Annotated in this window: 14 protein-coding genes; 7 read left to right on the top strand and 7 right to left on the bottom strand. The window is 72.3% G+C overall.

What is annotated here, in order from left to right:
* Positions 1-87: 87 nt before the first annotated feature.
* The 3 genes from H343_RS0116285 to H343_RS0116275 all read left to right on the top strand — a co-directional run bounded on the left by H343_RS0116285 (position 88) and on the right by H343_RS0116275 (position 3939).
* A complete protein-coding gene (locus H343_RS0116285; RefSeq protein WP_028432026.1) occupies positions 88-687 on the top strand; it encodes a cysteine dioxygenase in 600 nt (199 codons plus the stop codon).
* Positions 687-1988 carry a putative sulfate exporter family transporter gene (locus H343_RS0116280; RefSeq protein WP_078505712.1) on the top strand — a complete coding sequence of 434 codons (1302 nt, stop codon included), beginning with the start codon at positions 687-689 and terminating at the stop codon, positions 1986-1988. The genes H343_RS0116285 and H343_RS0116280 overlap by 1 nt, the downstream gene beginning before the upstream one ends.
* Before the next feature lie 157 nt (positions 1989-2145).
* Positions 2146-3939, top strand: a complete 1794-nt coding sequence (locus H343_RS0116275; protein ID WP_028432024.1) for a DEAD/DEAH box helicase — start codon at positions 2146-2148, stop codon at positions 3937-3939.
* A gap of 117 nt (positions 3940-4056) precedes the next feature.
* On the opposite strand, the gene H343_RS0116270 is transcribed toward H343_RS0116275, so the two are convergent.
* Positions 4057-4623, bottom strand: a complete 567-nt coding sequence (locus H343_RS0116270) for a rhodanese-like domain-containing protein (protein ID WP_028432023.1) — start codon at positions 4621-4623, stop codon at positions 4057-4059.
* 149 nt (positions 4624-4772) lie between these two features.
* Between H343_RS0116270 and H343_RS0116265 the strand changes: the two genes are divergently transcribed.
* Positions 4773-5051, top strand: coding sequence for a metal-sensitive transcriptional regulator (locus tag H343_RS0116265; RefSeq protein WP_028432022.1), 279 nt, complete (start codon positions 4773-4775; stop codon positions 5049-5051).
* A gap of 8 nt (positions 5052-5059) precedes the next feature.
* Here H343_RS0116265 and H343_RS0116260 read toward each other — a convergent pair whose 3' ends face one another.
* Positions 5060-5899, bottom strand: a complete 840-nt coding sequence (locus H343_RS0116260; protein ID WP_028432021.1) for a sulfite exporter TauE/SafE family protein — start codon at positions 5897-5899, stop codon at positions 5060-5062.
* Positions 5900-6024: 125 nt separating this feature from the next.
* On the bottom strand, positions 6025-7482 hold the full coding sequence (locus H343_RS0116255) for an MBL fold metallo-hydrolase (protein ID WP_028432020.1): 1458 nt from the start codon (positions 7480-7482) through the stop codon (positions 6025-6027).
* Between the two features lie 341 nt (positions 7483-7823).
* Between H343_RS0116255 and gdhA the strand changes: the two genes are divergently transcribed.
* The 3 genes from gdhA (at position 7824) to H343_RS0116240 (ending at position 10935) form a co-directional block, all read left to right on the top strand.
* Entirely contained in the window at positions 7824-9203 is a 1380-nt protein-coding gene (gdhA, locus tag H343_RS0116250; RefSeq protein WP_028432019.1) for an NADP-specific glutamate dehydrogenase, read from the top strand.
* A gap of 173 nt (positions 9204-9376) precedes the next feature.
* A complete protein-coding gene (locus tag H343_RS0116245) occupies positions 9377-10021 on the top strand; it encodes a helix-turn-helix domain-containing protein (RefSeq protein WP_028432018.1) in 645 nt (214 codons plus the stop codon).
* Between the two features lie 119 nt (positions 10022-10140).
* Complete coding sequence (locus H343_RS0116240; RefSeq protein WP_028432017.1) at positions 10141-10935, top strand: S16 family serine protease; 795 nt, start codon at positions 10141-10143, stop codon at positions 10933-10935.
* A 54-nt stretch (positions 10936-10989) separates the two neighbouring features.
* On the opposite strand, the gene H343_RS0116235 is transcribed toward H343_RS0116240, so the two are convergent.
* From H343_RS0116235 to H343_RS0116220, 4 genes are read right to left on the bottom strand one after another with little or no spacing between them, the layout of a single operon-like run.
* Positions 10990-12087: a glycine betaine ABC transporter substrate-binding protein gene (locus H343_RS0116235; RefSeq protein ID WP_078505710.1), complete on the bottom strand. Its 1098-nt coding sequence runs from the start codon at positions 12085-12087 to the stop codon at positions 10990-10992.
* Positions 12087-12998 (bottom strand): ABC transporter permease, encoded by a 912-nt coding sequence (locus H343_RS0116230; protein WP_486586920.1) that lies wholly within the window; start codon positions 12996-12998, stop codon positions 12087-12089. Before H343_RS0116230 ends, H343_RS0116235 begins: the two co-directional genes overlap by 1 nt.
* The gene (locus H343_RS0116225; protein ID WP_028432014.1) at positions 12995-14320 is read right to left on the bottom strand and encodes a betaine/proline/choline family ABC transporter ATP-binding protein; all 1326 of its coding nucleotides are present in this window, start codon (positions 14318-14320) and stop codon (positions 12995-12997) included. The genes H343_RS0116230 and H343_RS0116225 overlap by 4 nt, the downstream gene beginning before the upstream one ends.
* Complete coding sequence (locus tag H343_RS0116220) at positions 14313-14960, bottom strand: ABC transporter permease (RefSeq protein WP_028432013.1); 648 nt, start codon at positions 14958-14960, stop codon at positions 14313-14315. Before H343_RS0116220 ends, H343_RS0116225 begins: the two co-directional genes overlap by 8 nt.
* Between the last annotated feature and the right edge of the window lie 28 nt (positions 14961-14988).

The following is a 14988-nucleotide window of genomic DNA, read 5'->3' as shown; positions in this document are numbered from 1 at the left end:
TTCGATCCCGCGCCCATAAGCGGATGTTGGACGAGACCCAAACAACCGTCGTTGGACGTGATGGGTCCGCGCGGTCACGCTGCGAACATGACCACTTCGACGGAGCAGCACACCGCGACAGCCGCCCGTGGGAGCCGCCGGACGACCGCGCGGCTCGACGCCCTCGTCGAGGAGGTGCGCGAAGTGGTCGGCCGGGGCATGGCACCGGACGTCACGGCGTACCTCGTCGGCGAGAAGCTGGCGCCGCACCTGGGCACCGACGGAGCCGACAGCCTGCTCACGCCCGAACAGCACGAGGGCGACCCCGAGCGCTACCGGCAGCACCTGCTGCACGCCGAGTCCGACGGAAGCTTCTCGATCGTGGGACTGGTGTGGCTGCCCGGCCAGTTCACCTCCGTGCACGACCATGTCTCCTGGTGCGTCACGGGAGTTCACCGGGGCGAGGAGCACGAGCGGCGCTACCGGCTGCTGCCCGCCGAGGCCCCGGGCGGCAGCGCGCGCCTCGTCGCGACCGAGGACGTGGTCAACCCGGTCGGCGCGGTCTGCGGCTTCGCACCGCCCGGCGACATACACAAGGTGTGGAACGGCTGCCGGGAGAAGGCCATTTCGCTCCACGTCTACGGAGCGGACATCTCCCGTCTGGGCAGCAGCGTCCGACGCGTGTACGAACTGCCGGCGGACCGCTGATGGCGCTGCTGGGGGAGCGCCCGCCCGCGTCAGCCGATGACCAGGTGCGGGCGGGCGCTCCCCGCGCCGTGCCCGACGCTGGCAAGGCCAGCGGCGTACCCGGGACGGCCGGCCCTGTCACCGGCCCTGTCACCGGTCCCGGCCCTGTCACCGGTCCCGGCACCCGTCCCGGCGCCGGCGATCCCGGTGCGCCCGCCTCCGGTGCGCCCAAGTCCGGTGCGGGCGGGGCCCGTCCGGGCCGCCCGCCCGGCAAGGTGCCCGGACTCGCGCTCGCCGCGCTCGGCGTCGCCGCCGCCGGCACCGTCCATCTGCTGCTGCCGCCCGTGCCGCTGCTCACCGCGGCCGTGGTGCTCGGCGTCCTCGTCGCCCACGTGCCGGGCCTGCGTACGTTCGCCGCGGGTACGGGGCGGCCGGGTCTGTCGCTGGCCGGGAAGAGGCTGATGCGGCTCGGAGTCGTGCTGCTGGGGCTGAAGTTGAGCGTGGGCGACATCCTGGGGCTCGGCTGGGCCACCGTCGCTATGGTGTTCGTCGTCGTCGCGGCCACCTTCTGCGGGACGCGGTGGCTCGGCGCGAAGCTCGGACTCCCCGGCGACCAGCCCCTGCTCATCGCCACCGGTTACTCGATCTGCGGCGCCTCGGCCATCTGCGCGGTCAGCGAGGTGCGCAGGAGCGAGGAGCGTGACGTCGCCACGTCCGTCGCCCTGGTCACCCTGTGCGGCACGCTCGCCATCGCCGTACTGCCGCTCCTCCACCACCCTCTCGGCCTGGACGACGCCCAGTTCGGCCGCTGGATCGGCGCGGGAGTGCACGACGTCGGACAGGTCGTCGCCGCCGCGCAGACAGCGGGGCCGCACGCCCTCGGCCAGGCCGTGCTGGTGAAGCTGATGCGGGTGGCGCTGCTGGCGCCGCTGGTCGCCGCGGTGGTGCTGTCCGTACGGGCGCGTCACCGGGCCGGGCAGGCAGCCGGAGCGGGAGCCGGGACGGACGACGCAGCGGGAAGCGGAGCGGCAGCGGGCCCGTCCGGCGGCGTGGCCCCCCGGCGCCCGCCGCTCGTCCCACTGTTCGTGATCGGGTTCCTCCTCATGGTGGCCGTGCGTACGACCGGGTGGGTGCCCGAGAGCGTGCTCGGTACTGCCGGGACCGTTCAGGAACTCCTCCTCGCCGCCGCCCTGTTCGGGCTCGGCAGCGCGGTGCACCTGCCCACGCTGGCCCGTACGGGATGGCGGGTCGCCGCCCTCGGACTGTGCTCGTGGGCGGTCATCGCGGGCGCCTCGTACGGGGGCGTACTGCTGACGGCGTGAGCGCGGACCGCCCCCGCGCGCACCCGGGGGGAAGGCGGGCGCCCGGGCTCCCCGGAAGGAGGCAGGGCGCCGCGGGTACGCTGACCCGGTTCCCGACGCGCGCACCGCCGCCACCCCAGGCGCCGGCTGCGACGCCGCCCCGACCCCACCGGAGACCGTGACTACCAGCGCTTCCTCCACCAGCCACCACCTCTCGCCCGCCTTCCCGGGCCGCGCCCCGTGGGGCACGGCCAGCAAGCTGCGCGCCTGGCAGCAGGGGGCGATGGACGCGTATCTCCAGCAGCAGCCACGGGACTTCCTCGCCGTCGCCACCCCCGGCGCGGGCAAGACGACCTTCGCGCTCACCCTTGCCTCCTGGCTGCTCCACCACCACGTCGTGCAGCAGGTGACGGTCGTCGCGCCCACCGAGCATCTGAAGAAGCAGTGGGCGGACGCCGCGGCGAGGATCGGCATCAAGCTGGACCCGGACTACAGCGCGGGTCCGGTCAGCAAGGAGTACCACGGCGTCGCGGTGACGTACGCGGGCGTCGGCGTACGCCCGATGCTGCACCGCAACCGGGTCGAGCAGCGCAAGACGCTGGTCATCCTCGACGAGATCCACCACGCCGGCGACAGCCGCTCCTGGGGCGAGGCGTGCCAGGAGGCGTTCGAGCCCGCCACGCGCCGGCTCGCGCTCACGGGCACCCCCTTCCGCTCCGACACCAACCCGATCCCGTTCGTCGACTACGCGGAGGACGCCGACGGCGTGCGCCGCTCCGTGGCCGACTACACCTACGGCTACGGCAACGCGCTCGGCGACGGAGTCGTGCGCCCCGTCATCTTCCTCTCCTACAGCGGCAACATGCGCTGGCGCACCAAGGCCGGGGACGAGATCGAGGCGCGGCTCGGCGAACCGATGACCAAGGACGCGGTCTCGCAGGCGTGGCGCACGGCGCTCGACGCGCACGGCGAGTGGATGCCGGCCGTGCTGGGGGCGGCGGACAGGCGGCTGAGCGAGGTGCGCAAAGCCGTACCCGACGCGGGTGGACTGGTGATCGCCAGCGATCAGGAGTCGGCACGCGCCTACGCCAAGCTCATCCGTGAGATCACCGGAGCCGGTGCCACGCTCGTCCTGTCCGACGACGGCGGCGCCTCGCAGCGCATCGAGGACTTCCGCAACTCGGACGAGAGATGGATGGTCGCCGTCCGCATGGTCTCCGAAGGCGTCGACGTGCCGCGCCTCGCGGTGGGGGTGTACGCGACGACGATCTCCACGCCGCTCTTCTTCGCCCAGGCGGTCGGCCGGTTCGTACGCTCACGGCGGCGCGGTGAGACGGCGTCCGTGTTCCTGCCGACCATCCCGATGCTGCTGACCTTCGCGAACGAGATGGAGGTCGAGCGCGACCACGTGCTCGACAAGCCGAAGAAGGACGCCGAGGAGGACCCCTACGCGCAGGAGGAGGACCTCCTGAAGGAGGCCGAGCGCGAGGACGACGAGGACACCGGGGAGCAGGACCAACTGCCTTTCGAGGCGCTGGAGTCGGACGCCGTCTTCGACCGGGTGACGTACGACGGCGCCGAGTTCGGCATGCAGGCGCACCCGGGCAGCGAGGAGGAGGCGGACTACCTCGGCATTCCTGGGCTCCTGGAGCCGGAGCAGGTGCAGACGCTGCTGCAGAAGCGGCAGGCGCGGCAGATCTCGCACAGCAGGAAGCGGCCCGACGCGGAAGCGGACCTCCTCGAACTCCCCGCCGAGAGGCGGCCGGTGGTCACGCACAAGGAACTGATGGAGCTGCGCAAGCAGTTGAACAACCTTGTCGGCGCCTACGTGCACCAGAGCGGCAAGCCGCACGGAGCGGTCCACAACGAGCTGCGCCGCGTGTGCGGTGGGCCGCCGAGCGCGGAGGCCACGGCGGGACAGATCGAGTCGCGCATCGCGAAGGTGCGCGAGTGGGCGACCCGCATGCGCTGACGTGCCGGGCGCGTGGCCGGGCGGGGCCCGGCTGGGGCGCGGCCGACGGTGCTGTGCCGCCGCGTGTACGTACGGGCGCGCAGCGGCGACTCGCGCCGCGCCGCCCGCCCGCGCCGGTCACCGTACGAGGGCCGCGAGGGTGGCCTCCAGATCCGCCCCGCGGGGCTTGTTGTGGGGGAGCCGGGCGAGCACGGCGGCCATGCCGCAGGTGTCGGTGGCGGCGGAGAAGACGAGACCCGCCCCTATCGCTCCCGACAGCCAGCGGGCGGGCCGGTAACGCGCGCCGGCGGCGAGGCCGAGCAGAACGAGGGAACCGGCGGCGAGGCGGACCTGACGTTCCATCGGCCACACTGTGCGGGCGCCCCCGGGGCGGTCCAGCGGACGTCCCTCCTCCGCCCACGCGGTGGTTCCGCCAGTGAGCGTGGCTGCGGGGACGCCGGCGTCGGCGAGCTGCCGGCAGGCGTCGGCGGAGCGGTTGCCGCTCGCGCAGACGACGAGGAGTTCGCGACGGGCCGCCGCGGTCCGCAGGGCGGGCAACGCGGCGCGCAGGTGGCCGAGGGGGATGTTGTGACCGCCGGGCAGGTGTCCGGCGGCGTACTCGCCGGGGGTGCGGACGTCGACGACGGTGCAGTCGGGCAGACGTCCCGCCGCCTGGGCGGGGGTGAGGGCTTCGGGGGCGGTCATGCGGGAGTGTTCCCTTCCTGGGTGCGGGTGCGGGTGCGGGTGCGGGTGCGGGTGCGGGTGCGGGTGCCTCTGCGGGTGGCCGTCCATGGTTGCCGTCCGGAGACTTACGGACAGGGGTACCCTAGGGGGTATATGTCGAAGGAGGAACCGTGGAGCTGGACATGGCGGCCGACGAGCTGAAGCTGGTGCTCAACCGGCTCCGGCGGGCTCAGGGCCAGATCGCCGGGATCATCAAGATGATCGAGGAGGGCCGGGACTGCGAGGACGTGATCACGCAGCTCGCGGCGGTCTCGCGGGCGCTGGACCGTGCCGGATTCGCGATCATCGCCACCGGCCTGCAGCACTGCCTCGCCGAGGGGGAAGGCGCGGTCGCCGACCGCGACCAGATGCGTGCACGGCTGGAGAAGCTGTTCCTCTCCCTGGCCTGACCGGAAGCTCATGACAGGGCGTCCACGGCCATGAACACGGCCACGGTCAGCAGCACGGCGGCGAACAGGCGCTGAAGGTGCCGGCCGGAGACCTTCGACGCCAGGCGCCTGCCGTCCCACGCTCCCAGGACGGCGGCCCCCGCGAACGGGACGATCACCGCCCAGTCCAGCGTCAGCTCCGCCCCGGCCCGGGTGACCAGGGACGCCGCGGAGTTCGCCGTGATGACGAGAAGGCTGGTGCCGACGGCGGCCTGCATCTCGAACGCCAGGACCGTCACCAGGGCCGGGACGGCGAGAAAGCCGCCGCCGACGCCGAGGAGCCCGGTGAGCGCGCCAAGGCCCGCGCCCGTACCCGCCGCGCGCGCCGGCCGCACGCCGCTCATCTCCGCTTCCGCTCCGGACTGAGCCCCTGCCCCCGCCCCTGTCTCTGCCTGTGTCCCCGCCTGTGTCCCCGCCTCGCCTCCTGCCGCCGCGCCGGCGCCCGCCGTACGGGCGGGGCGCAGCATGCTGAGAGCCGCCAGGGCGGCGACGCCCGCGAAGGCGACGGTCAGGACCGGTTGCGGCAGCCGCACCGCGGCGGCTCCCGCGAGCGCCGCGGGCACCAGCCCGGCCGCCGCGAAGGCCGCTCCCGGCTTCCACCGCACGTTCCCGGCCCTGGCGTGTGCGTACAGCGCCGTGAGGGATGTGGCGGTGACGATCAGCAGGGCGGCGGTGGTGGCCGCCGCCGGGGCGAGACCGAGCAGATAGATGAGCGCGGGGACGGCGAGGACGCTCCCGCCTCCGCCGAGCGCCCCGAGTGCCAGTCCGACCACCGCTCCGGCCGCGAGCGCCAGGAGCAGCGCGCTCACGCGGCCGTGCCGTCGTCGACGCTTGCCCGGGCCTGCTCAGGGGTGAGGCGCTGTGGGGAGGAGCGGTGCGGGGAGGAACGGGAGGAGAACATCGGGTGCCTTCGTGCGCGGGTCCGGGGGCGGGGTCAGCGGGCGTCCGTGACGGTGAGCCCGGCGGCGGTCGCGGCGTCGAAGACGTCGTCGACGGCGACGACCGAGCGGCCTGCGGCGTCCAGCAGGGAGGCGGCGATCGTCGCCCGCATCCCGCTCGCGCAGTGGACCCACACGACGCCCGCGGGTACCTCCCCGAGCCGTCCGTGGAGCTGGTGGACGGGGATGTGCACCGAGCCGTCGACGTAGCCGCCGGAGCGCTCGGAGTCGCGGCGCACGTCCAGCACGACCGGCCTGCCGTCCCGACCGCCGTCCTGGCTGCCTTCCGGCCCGGCGTCCTGGCCGCTGTCCTGACCGGTGCCCTCGCCGCCGTCCGCGTGCCCGTCCCGTGCCGCAGCCAGGTCGCGGGCCAGGTCGGCGAAGGTGGCGCGCGGGAAGGACGCGGCCCGCTCCCCGTCGCGCGTCCAGTCGGACGGACCGCCGGCGGCGGCCGCCGCCGGACGGTCGATGCCCACCCGGGCCAGCTCACGCTGCGCGTCGAAGATCTGCTGAGAGCTGCTGCCCAGCAGGGTGACCGGCTTGCCCCAGGGGATCAGCCACGCCAGATAGGTCGCCGGCTTGCCCTCCGCCTCGAAGTTGTACGAGCCGGCGACGTGACCGTCGGCGAACGCCGCACGGCTGCGCAGATCCACGACCCATTCACCGGCCGCCAGCCGCGCGGCGATCTGCTCCGCGTCGGCCCGCTGCGGCGGGGTCAGGTCCACCGGCGGGGGGCCGGAGGAGTTGAGGGGGCCCATGTGCGCGTAGTAGGCGGGTACGTCGTCGAGACCGGCGAGCACCTGGGAGACGAAGGTGTCCACGTCCTGGGTGAGCGCGTCGTTGCTCTTCCGCTCGGCGCCGATCGTGGTCGTCTTCCCCTCGGCCTGCACGGAGGAGCAGAAGCTGCCGAAGCCGTGTGTGGGCAGCACCTGCACCTCGTCGTCCAGTTCGTCCGCCAGGCGGTGCGCGGAGGTGTGCTGGGCGCGGGCGAGCTGTTCCGTCAGGCGCGGCTCGACGAGGTCCGGGCGGCCGACCGCGCCGATCAGCAGCGAGCCGCCGGTGAAGGCGGCGGTCCCGTGGCCGTCCTCCTGAAGGACGTAGGTGGTGTGGTGCGGCGTGTGACCGGGGGTGGCCAGGGCCCGCAGCGTCAGATGCTCCTCGACGGTGACGGTGTCGCCGTCCGCGACGGGTGTGCTCTCGAAGGAGACGGCCGCGCCGGCGGGCACGAGGTAGCGGGCGCCGGTGACGCGGGCCAGCTCCAGCCCGCCGGTGACGTAGTCGTTGTGCAGATGGGTCTCCGCGACGTACGCGATGCGCACTCCGCGGCGGGCCGCCGCGGTGATCACCCGGTCGATGTCCCGTGGCGGGTCGACCGCCACTGCGGCCTCCGGTCCGCCGGCCAGGTAGCTGCGGTTGCCCAGACCTTCGATTTCGAGGGTGTCGACGAAGTACACGGCTGTGGCTCCTTCTGGTGCGCTGTACCCCGGGGGGTATTGGTCGCCACTGTAGCAGTAATACCCATGGGGGTATTTGGGAAAGAGGGTGCGGGACGGCCCGGCGCCCGTCGCCGACCGGGTAACCACGCCCGCGGCGGGCAATCCGCTCTCCGCGAGGGCGCGAAGCACGGTGGGCCGGCACCGCCCGCCCCGTGCGTAACAGGTGGGCCCGCACCGTCCGCCCCGTGCGGTGCCTCCGCCGGTCCGGGGCGCGCAGCAGGTCACGTACGATCCAGGAGCCGTACGCACCAGGGGCCGTACGCACGCCCGCATCCCACGTGCCGAAGGAGACCCGTCAGATGCCCTCAACGGAGCGCCGCACACCGCAGAACGGATCCCAGTACGACGCGCTGGAGCCCCTCTACCGCGAGGTCCTGCGGCGCAACGGCGGCGACACGGAGTTCCATCAGGCGGTGCGCGAGGTGTTCGACTCGCTCGGGCCCGTCCTCGCCCGCATGCCCGAACTGCGGGACGCGCGGATCATCGAGCGGCTGTGTGAACCGGAGCGCCAGCTGATCTTCCGCGTGCCCTGGCTCGACGACGAGGGCAGGGTGCAGATCAACCGGGGCTTCCGCGTGGAGTTCAACAGCGCGCTCGGGCCGTACAAGGGCGGGCTGCGCTTCCACCCCTCGGTCAACGTCGGCATCGTGAAGTTCCTCGGCTTCGAACAGGTCTTCAAGAACGCGCTGACGGGCATGCCCATCGGCGGCGGCAAGGGCGGCAGCGACTTCGACCCCAAGGGCCGCTCGGACGCCGAAGTCATGCGCTTCTGCCAGTCGTTCATGACGGAGCTCTACCGGCACCTCGGCGAGTACACGGACGTACCGGCGGGCGACATCGGCGTGGGCACGCGGGAGATCGGCTACCTCTTCGGCCAGTACAAGCGGATCACCAACCGCTTCGAGTCCGGCGTGCTGACCGGCAAGGGCCTGGGCTGGGGCGGGGCGCAGGGCCGCAAGGAGGCCACCGGCTACGGCTGTGTGTTCTTCACCAAGGAGATGCTGGGCGTGCGCGGAGAGGACCTGGAGGGGCAGCGCGTCGCCGTCTCCGGCTCGGGCAACGTGGCCATCTACGCCGCCGAGAAGGCGCAGCGGCTCGGCGCCACCGTCGTGACCTGCTCCGACTCCGGCGGCTTCGTGGTGGACGAGAAGGGCCTCGACGTCGAACTGCTCAAGCAGATCAAGGAGGTCGAGCGGGGCAGGATCTCCGAGTACGCCCGGCGCCGGGGCACCGGTGCCCGGTTCGTCGAGGACAGCAGCGTGTGGTCCGTCCCGTGCGACGTGGCGCTGCCCTGCGCGACGCAGAACGAACTCACCGGCGACGACGCCGCGCTCCTCGTGCGCAACGGGGTCAAGGCGGTGGCCGAGGGCGCCAACATGCCGACCACCCCCGAAGGCGTGCAGGTCTTCCAGGACAACGGCGTCGCGTTCGGCCCGGGCAAGGCCGCCAACGCCGGCGGCGTCGCCACCAGCGCCCTGGAGATGCAGCAGAACGCCTCGCGGGACTCATGGACGTTCGCCCACACCGAGCAGCGGCTCGCGGACATCATGGGGCACATCCACGACTCGTGCCACGGGACGGCCGAGCGCTACGGGCAGGCCGGCAACTACGTGGCCGGAGCGAACATCGCCGGGTTCGAACTGGTCGCGGAGGCGATGCTCGCGCAGGGCGTCGTCTGACGGCGGGGCACGGGGCGTACGAAAACGGACGGCAGTGCGCATCGCGCGAGCGGAAGTGACCGGATTCTGGACGGACTCTTCCGGTCAGCGGTGCCGCTCGCTAAGTTTCCCGTCACACCACGCCCCGGCCCCGCGGCCCCGTGCGGCCGCCACTCGATGAGGAGAGGAGCGTCGTGACAGCGGAGACTTCTCAGACGCTCGACCGGGGACTGCGTGTCCTCAAGCTGCTCGCCGACACCGATCACGGCCTGACCGTGACCGAGCTGTCCAACAAACTCGGCGTCAACCGCACAGTCGTCTACCGCCTCCTGGCCACCCTGGAGCAGCACGCGCTCGTCCGCCGTGACCTCGGCGGACGCGCACGGGTCGGGCTCGGGGTGCTGCGGCTGGGGCGGCAGGTGCATCCCCTCGTACGGGAGGCCGCGCTGCCCGCGCTGCGCTCCCTGGCGGAGGAGGTCGGAGCGACCGCGCACCTCACCCTCGTGGACGGGACGGAGGCGCTGGCCGTCGCCGTCGTCGAACCGAGCTGGACCGACTACCACGTGGCATACCGCACCGGCTTCCGCCATCCCCTCGACCGGGGCGCGGCGGGCCGGGCCGTACTGGCCGGACGTGAACCCGACGCGGGATCGGAGCCGGGCTTCGTACTCACCCACGGCGAACTGGAGGCGGGAGCGAGCGGAGCCGCGGCACCCGTACTGGGCGTGACCGGCATCGAGGGCAGCGTGGGCGTGGTCATGCTCATGGACGCGGTTCCCCAGCAGGTCGGCCTGCGCGTGGTGAAGGCGGCGCAGGAAGTGGCGGACGCCCTGCGGTGATCCCGTGCGGGAACACAGGTGCGTCAGGGACGGCCGGGGCGGGTTGTTAGGTTGCCGGGGTGAAGACTCCCGACCCGCGCCCGCCGCTCGACTCCCGCTTCGGGCGGCTCCGCTCGCGGCTGCGTCTCTCCTCGCGCCACCGCACTCTGCTGATCTGCGCCGTGCCGCTGCTGGCGCTGCTGGCCGTGGCCGCTCTCGCGCCGCTGCCGATGTCGCTCGTACAGCCCGGCATGACGGCGAACGTCCTCGGCCAGAACAAGGGCAAGCCCGTCATCACCGTCTCCGGAGCGAAGTCGCGCGGCGTGGCCGACAACAACGGGAGTCTGCTGATGACGACCATCGCCGCGACGCCGCCGGACGCGACGGTGAGGATCGGCCAGGTCGTGCGCACATGGTTCAGCACGGACCGGGCGGTGATGCCGACCAGCGCCGTCTATCCGGTGGGGGAGTCCACCGAGGAGGCCGAGAAGCACGCCGAGGGCGAGATGAAGAAGTCGCAGAACGCGGCCGTCGAGGCAGCGCTGCGGCAGCTCCGCCTCTCGCCCGAGAAGGTACGGGTCGAACTCCGCCTCGCCGATGTCGGCGGCCCCAGCGCGGGGTTGCTCTTCTCCCTCGGCATCATCGACAGGCTCGACGGCGGCGGCCGCGGCGAAGGGATCGCGGGCGGCCGTACGATCGCCGGCACCGGCACCATCGAGTCCGACGGCGCGGTGGGGCCCGTGGGAGGGGTGCCGCTGAAGACCAAGGCGGCCAAGCGTGACGGCGCCACCGTCTTCCTGGTGCCGAAGGCCGAGTGCGCCGACGCACAGGCACAACTGCCCGAGGGCATGCGGCTGGTGCCGGTGAGCACGCTGGAGGGCGCGCTGGACTCGCTGGAGTCGCTCAAGGACGGCGGGCACGTGCCCGGTTGCTGACCGGCGGGCCGCGGCCGACGGGGCGGACGGGGCGGATGCCGGACTCCCCCCGCCTCAGCCCGTCTTGATGAAGCCCTCCCGCACGAGCCAGTCCTTGGCGACGTCGTGCGGGTCCTGGCCCTCCACGTCGACCTTTGCGTTGAGCTTCTGCGCCATCTTGTTGTTCAGGGCCTCGGTGATCGGGGCGAGCAGTCCGGCGATCTCCGGATGCTTCTTCATCGTCTCGCGGTTCATCTCGGGTGCGACGTTGTAGTTCGGGAAGAACTTCTTGTCGTCCTCAAGGATCTTCAGCTTCAGCGCCGGTATCCGGCCGTCGGTCGCCGCGATCGCGCCGAAGGCGCACGGCTTGCCCTTGGCGGTCTGCGTGTAGACGACGCCGCCCGCCATCTTGTGCACCCTGCTGGAGGGGAACTTCATGCCGTACTTCTCGGCCATGCCCACCAGGCCGTCCTGCCGGGAGGCGAACTCGTTCTCCACGCACACCGACGCGGCCCGCGGATTCTCGCGGGAGAGTTCGGCGACGTCGGAGAGGGTCTTCGTGCCGTACTTCTGCTGCAGTCTCTCGCTGACGACCAGGGCGTAGGTGTTGTCGAGGACGGAGGGCTCCAGCCACTCGACGCCGTTCGCCCTGTCCTCCTTCCGTACGGCCGCCCACTGCTCCCTCGGATCGGGGATCGGTTCGGTGTGGCCGAGGTAGGTGATCCAGGCCGTGCCGGTGTACTCGTACATCCCGTCCGCCGTGCCGGACTCGACCGCCGAGCGGGCGCCGATGGAGCCCTGGACGCTGGTGCGGTCGACGACCTCGGCGCCGGCGGCGCGGAAGACCAGCCCCATGACCTTGCCCAGGATGATCTGCTCGGTGAACTCCTTGGAGGTGACGGTCAGCTGGGCGCCCTCCAGCGGCTTCCCGGCACCCACCTTTCCCGGCCGCACCTCGTCGCTCAGCGGGCTGCCGCTGACCAGGCCGCAGCCGCTGAGCGTGGCGGTGAGCGCCAGTACGGCCGACGCCGCCGCCAGCGCGTACGTACGGCGGTATGTGCGGCGGTACGTACGGCCGCCGCGGCGTGACCGCGCGGACCACCGGAGTCGCGGCCGCCACCGCGGTTCATGTCGCCGTTCACCCTGCTGCCGGCGTCGGCCCAGCGTGCGCATCAGGACGATCCCTCCAAGCCGCGCGGGCGCAGCAGCAGTTCGACGAGTGAGGCGAGCCAGTCGACCAGCAGGGCCAGTACGACCGTGAGTATCGAGCCGAGCATGAGCACCGGCATCCGCTGGTTGGTGATGCCCGAGGAGATCAGGTCGCCGAGTCCGCCGCCGCCGATGAAGGTGGCGAGGGTGGCGGTACCGACGTTGAGGACGAGGGCGTTGCGCACCCCGGCGAGGATCAGCGGTACGGCGAGGGGCAGTTCGACCTTGCTCAGCACCCGCAGCGGCGACATCCCGATGCCCTTCGCGGCTTCCGTCAGGCCGGGATCGATGCCGCGCAGCCCGGTGATGGTGTTGGCCAGTACGGGCAGCACGGCGTAGACCACCATGCCCACGACGGCGGTCTCCTGGCCGATGCCGAGCCAGAACACCAGCAGCACCAGCAGGCCCAGGGAGGGCACGGCCTGGCCCAGGTTCGCCAGCGCCATCGCGACCGGGGTCGCCCGGCGCAGCCAGGGGCGGGTGAGCGCGATGCCGAGCGGAATGGCGATGATCAGCACGAAGAATGTGGAGACCGCGGTCATCTCGATGTGCTGGCGCAGGCGCAGCGCGACGTTGCCGTCGGCGAGGGAGTTGCGGGCGATCGAGTCGAGTTCGGCCCCCTGGAACCACAGCCAGGTGCCGAGCAGCACGAGCGCGACGACCCCGGGCACGATGGTCAGCTTCTGCCAGGTGAGCCTGGAGCGGAGCCCGTCGGCGGCCGGCGGGGGAGAGGGCGTCCGCCCCTGCGGAGACCCCGGTGTCCGCTGCGGTGACCCGTGCGGTGTCTGCTGCGGGGTCCGCGCTCGCGGCACCCCGCCGTCGGCGGCCTCCTCGTCCGCCGCTTCCTGTGTGGCCTCACGGCCCGCGTCGCTCACCTGAGGCCCTCCTGCGCGGCGTAGGTGCGCCGGGCCCGGCTGCCGCTGAGCCGGTGCCGGTGCTCGATGGCCTCCAGCCGGTCGGCGTCGAGGAGTTCGTGCACGCAGTTCATCAGCGTCTCCAGATCGACGACGCCCGTGTACTCGCCGCGTCTGCCGGTCACCGCGACGCGTCCCCCGCTGTCCGTGAGGACCGCCTCCAGCGCGTCACGCAGGGTCGCGTCACGGGTGACGGTGTCGTGCACGAGCGTCCCCGCACGGGCCAGCGAGCCCTTGGCGTGCGTGAGATCGCCCCGCCGCAGCCACTTGTACGGGCGCTGCCTGCGGTCCAGCAGCAGCACCTCGTTCGTGGTGCCCTCGCTGAGCATCTCCGAGATAGTCTCCAGCGGCTCCTCGACCGTCGCGGTGGGGAAGTCGACGATCCCGACGTCCCGCACCCGGGTGAGGTTGAGGCGCTTGAGCGCCGCGCCCGCGCCGACGAAGCCGGAGACGAAGTCGTCGGCGGGGTTGGTGAGGATGGCCTCGGGGGTGTCGAACTGCGCGATGTGCGACTGCTCGCGCAGTACCGCGATCCGGTCGCCCAGCTTGATCGCCTCGTCGAAATCGTGCGTGACGAAGACGATGGTCTTGCGCAACTCGTGCTGCAGCCGGATCAGTTCGTCCTGCAGATGGTCGCGGGTGATGGGGTCGACGGCGCCGAACGGCTCGTCCATCAGCAGCACCGGCGGGTCGGCGGCCAACGCACGGGCGACGCCGACGCGTTGCTGCTGTCCGCCGGAGAGCTGACGCGGGTAGCGGTCCTGGAACTCGGCCGGGTCCAGGCCCACGAGGTCGAGCATCTCCTCCACGCGCGCCCTGATCCGCGCCTTCGTCCAGCCCGCCATCTTCGGGACCTGCGCGACGTTCTGCGCGACGGTCATGTGCGGGAAGAGCCCCGAGGACTGGATCGCGTAGCCGATGCTGCGGCGCAGCCTGACCGCGTCCATGCCGGTGACGTCCTCGTCGTCGATCCGGATGCGCCCCGAGGTGGGCTCGATCAGCCGGTTGATCATCTTCAGGAGGGTGGACTTGCCGCATCCCGAAGGGCCGACGAGGACGACCATCTCGCCCGCACGGATCTCCAGGCCGACGTCGTCCACGGCCGCCGCCGTGGACCCGGGGTAGCGCTTGGTCAGCCCTTCGAGCTGGATCGTCGCTCCGGACGCGGCCTCGCCCCGCGGGGGCCCGGACCGCTGCCGGGCTGCCTCGCCGGCCTCGCCGGCGTCTCGGGTCTCGCCGGTGGCGCCTGTGTCGTCGGGTGTCGCGGGCTGGATCTCAGGCACGTATCCCCCTCGGGATGGTCAGGCGTCCGATGAGGACGTACGCGGCGTCGAAGAGCAGGGCGAGCACGACGATGCCGAGCGTCCCCGCGAGCACTTGGTTGAGGGCGTTGGCACTGCCGAGCGAGGCCACGCCGCGGAAGATGAGGTTGCCCAGGCCGGGCCCGGAGGCGAAGGCGGCGATCGCCGCGATGCCCATGAGCATCTGCGTCGAGACACGGATGCCGGTGAGGATCGGCGGCCAGGCCAGCGGCAGTTCGACCTTCAGAAGCTGCCTGGCCCGTGACATGCCGATGCCGCGTGCCGCGTCCACCAGCGACGGGTCGACGCCGCGCAGACCGACGATCGCGTTGCGGACGACGGGCAGCAGCCCGTACAGCGTCAGCGCGACGACTGTCGGCGCCACCCCGAGGCCGACGAGAGGGATCAGCAGACCGATGAGCGCCAGCGAGGGCACGGTCAGGATCGTCGCCGTCGTCGTGGTGGCCAGGTCCGCGGCCCACTCCCTGCGGTAGGTCACGACGCCGATCACGACGCCGAGAACCGTCGCGGCCAGCATGCACTGCAGGACCGCGCTCGCGTGCTGGAGCGAATCCGCAAGCAGTTGGGCATGCCGGTTGCCGAGATACTCCCAGAAGCTCACTCCGGCATCCCTCGCCCTTCATTCGTCT

The sequence above is a fragment of the Streptomyces sp. TAA204 genome (assembly GCF_000424965.1).
Note: the sequence above shows the minus strand (reverse complement) of the source record. Positions and strands in the feature narration are given on the sequence as shown.

What these genes read in the sequence shown, in the direction of transcription:
- H343_RS0116235 (WP_078505710.1), bottom strand. Translation starts at nt 12,087, where the DNA reads ATGCGCACGCTGGGCCGACGCCGGCAGCAGGGTGAACGGCGACATGAA.
- gdhA (WP_028432019.1), top strand. Translation starts at nt 7,824, where the DNA reads ATGCCCTCAACGGAGCGCCGCACACCGCAGAACGGATCCCAGTACGAC.
- H343_RS0116280 (WP_078505712.1), top strand. Translation starts at nt 687, where the DNA reads ATGGCGCTGCTGGGGGAGCGCCCGCCCGCGTCAGCCGATGACCAGGTG.
- H343_RS0116285 (WP_028432026.1), top strand. Translation starts at nt 88, where the DNA reads ATGACCACTTCGACGGAGCAGCACACCGCGACAGCCGCCCGTGGGAGC.
- H343_RS0116270 (WP_028432023.1), bottom strand. Translation starts at nt 4,623, where the DNA reads ATGACCGCCCCCGAAGCCCTCACCCCCGCCCAGGCGGCGGGACGTCTG.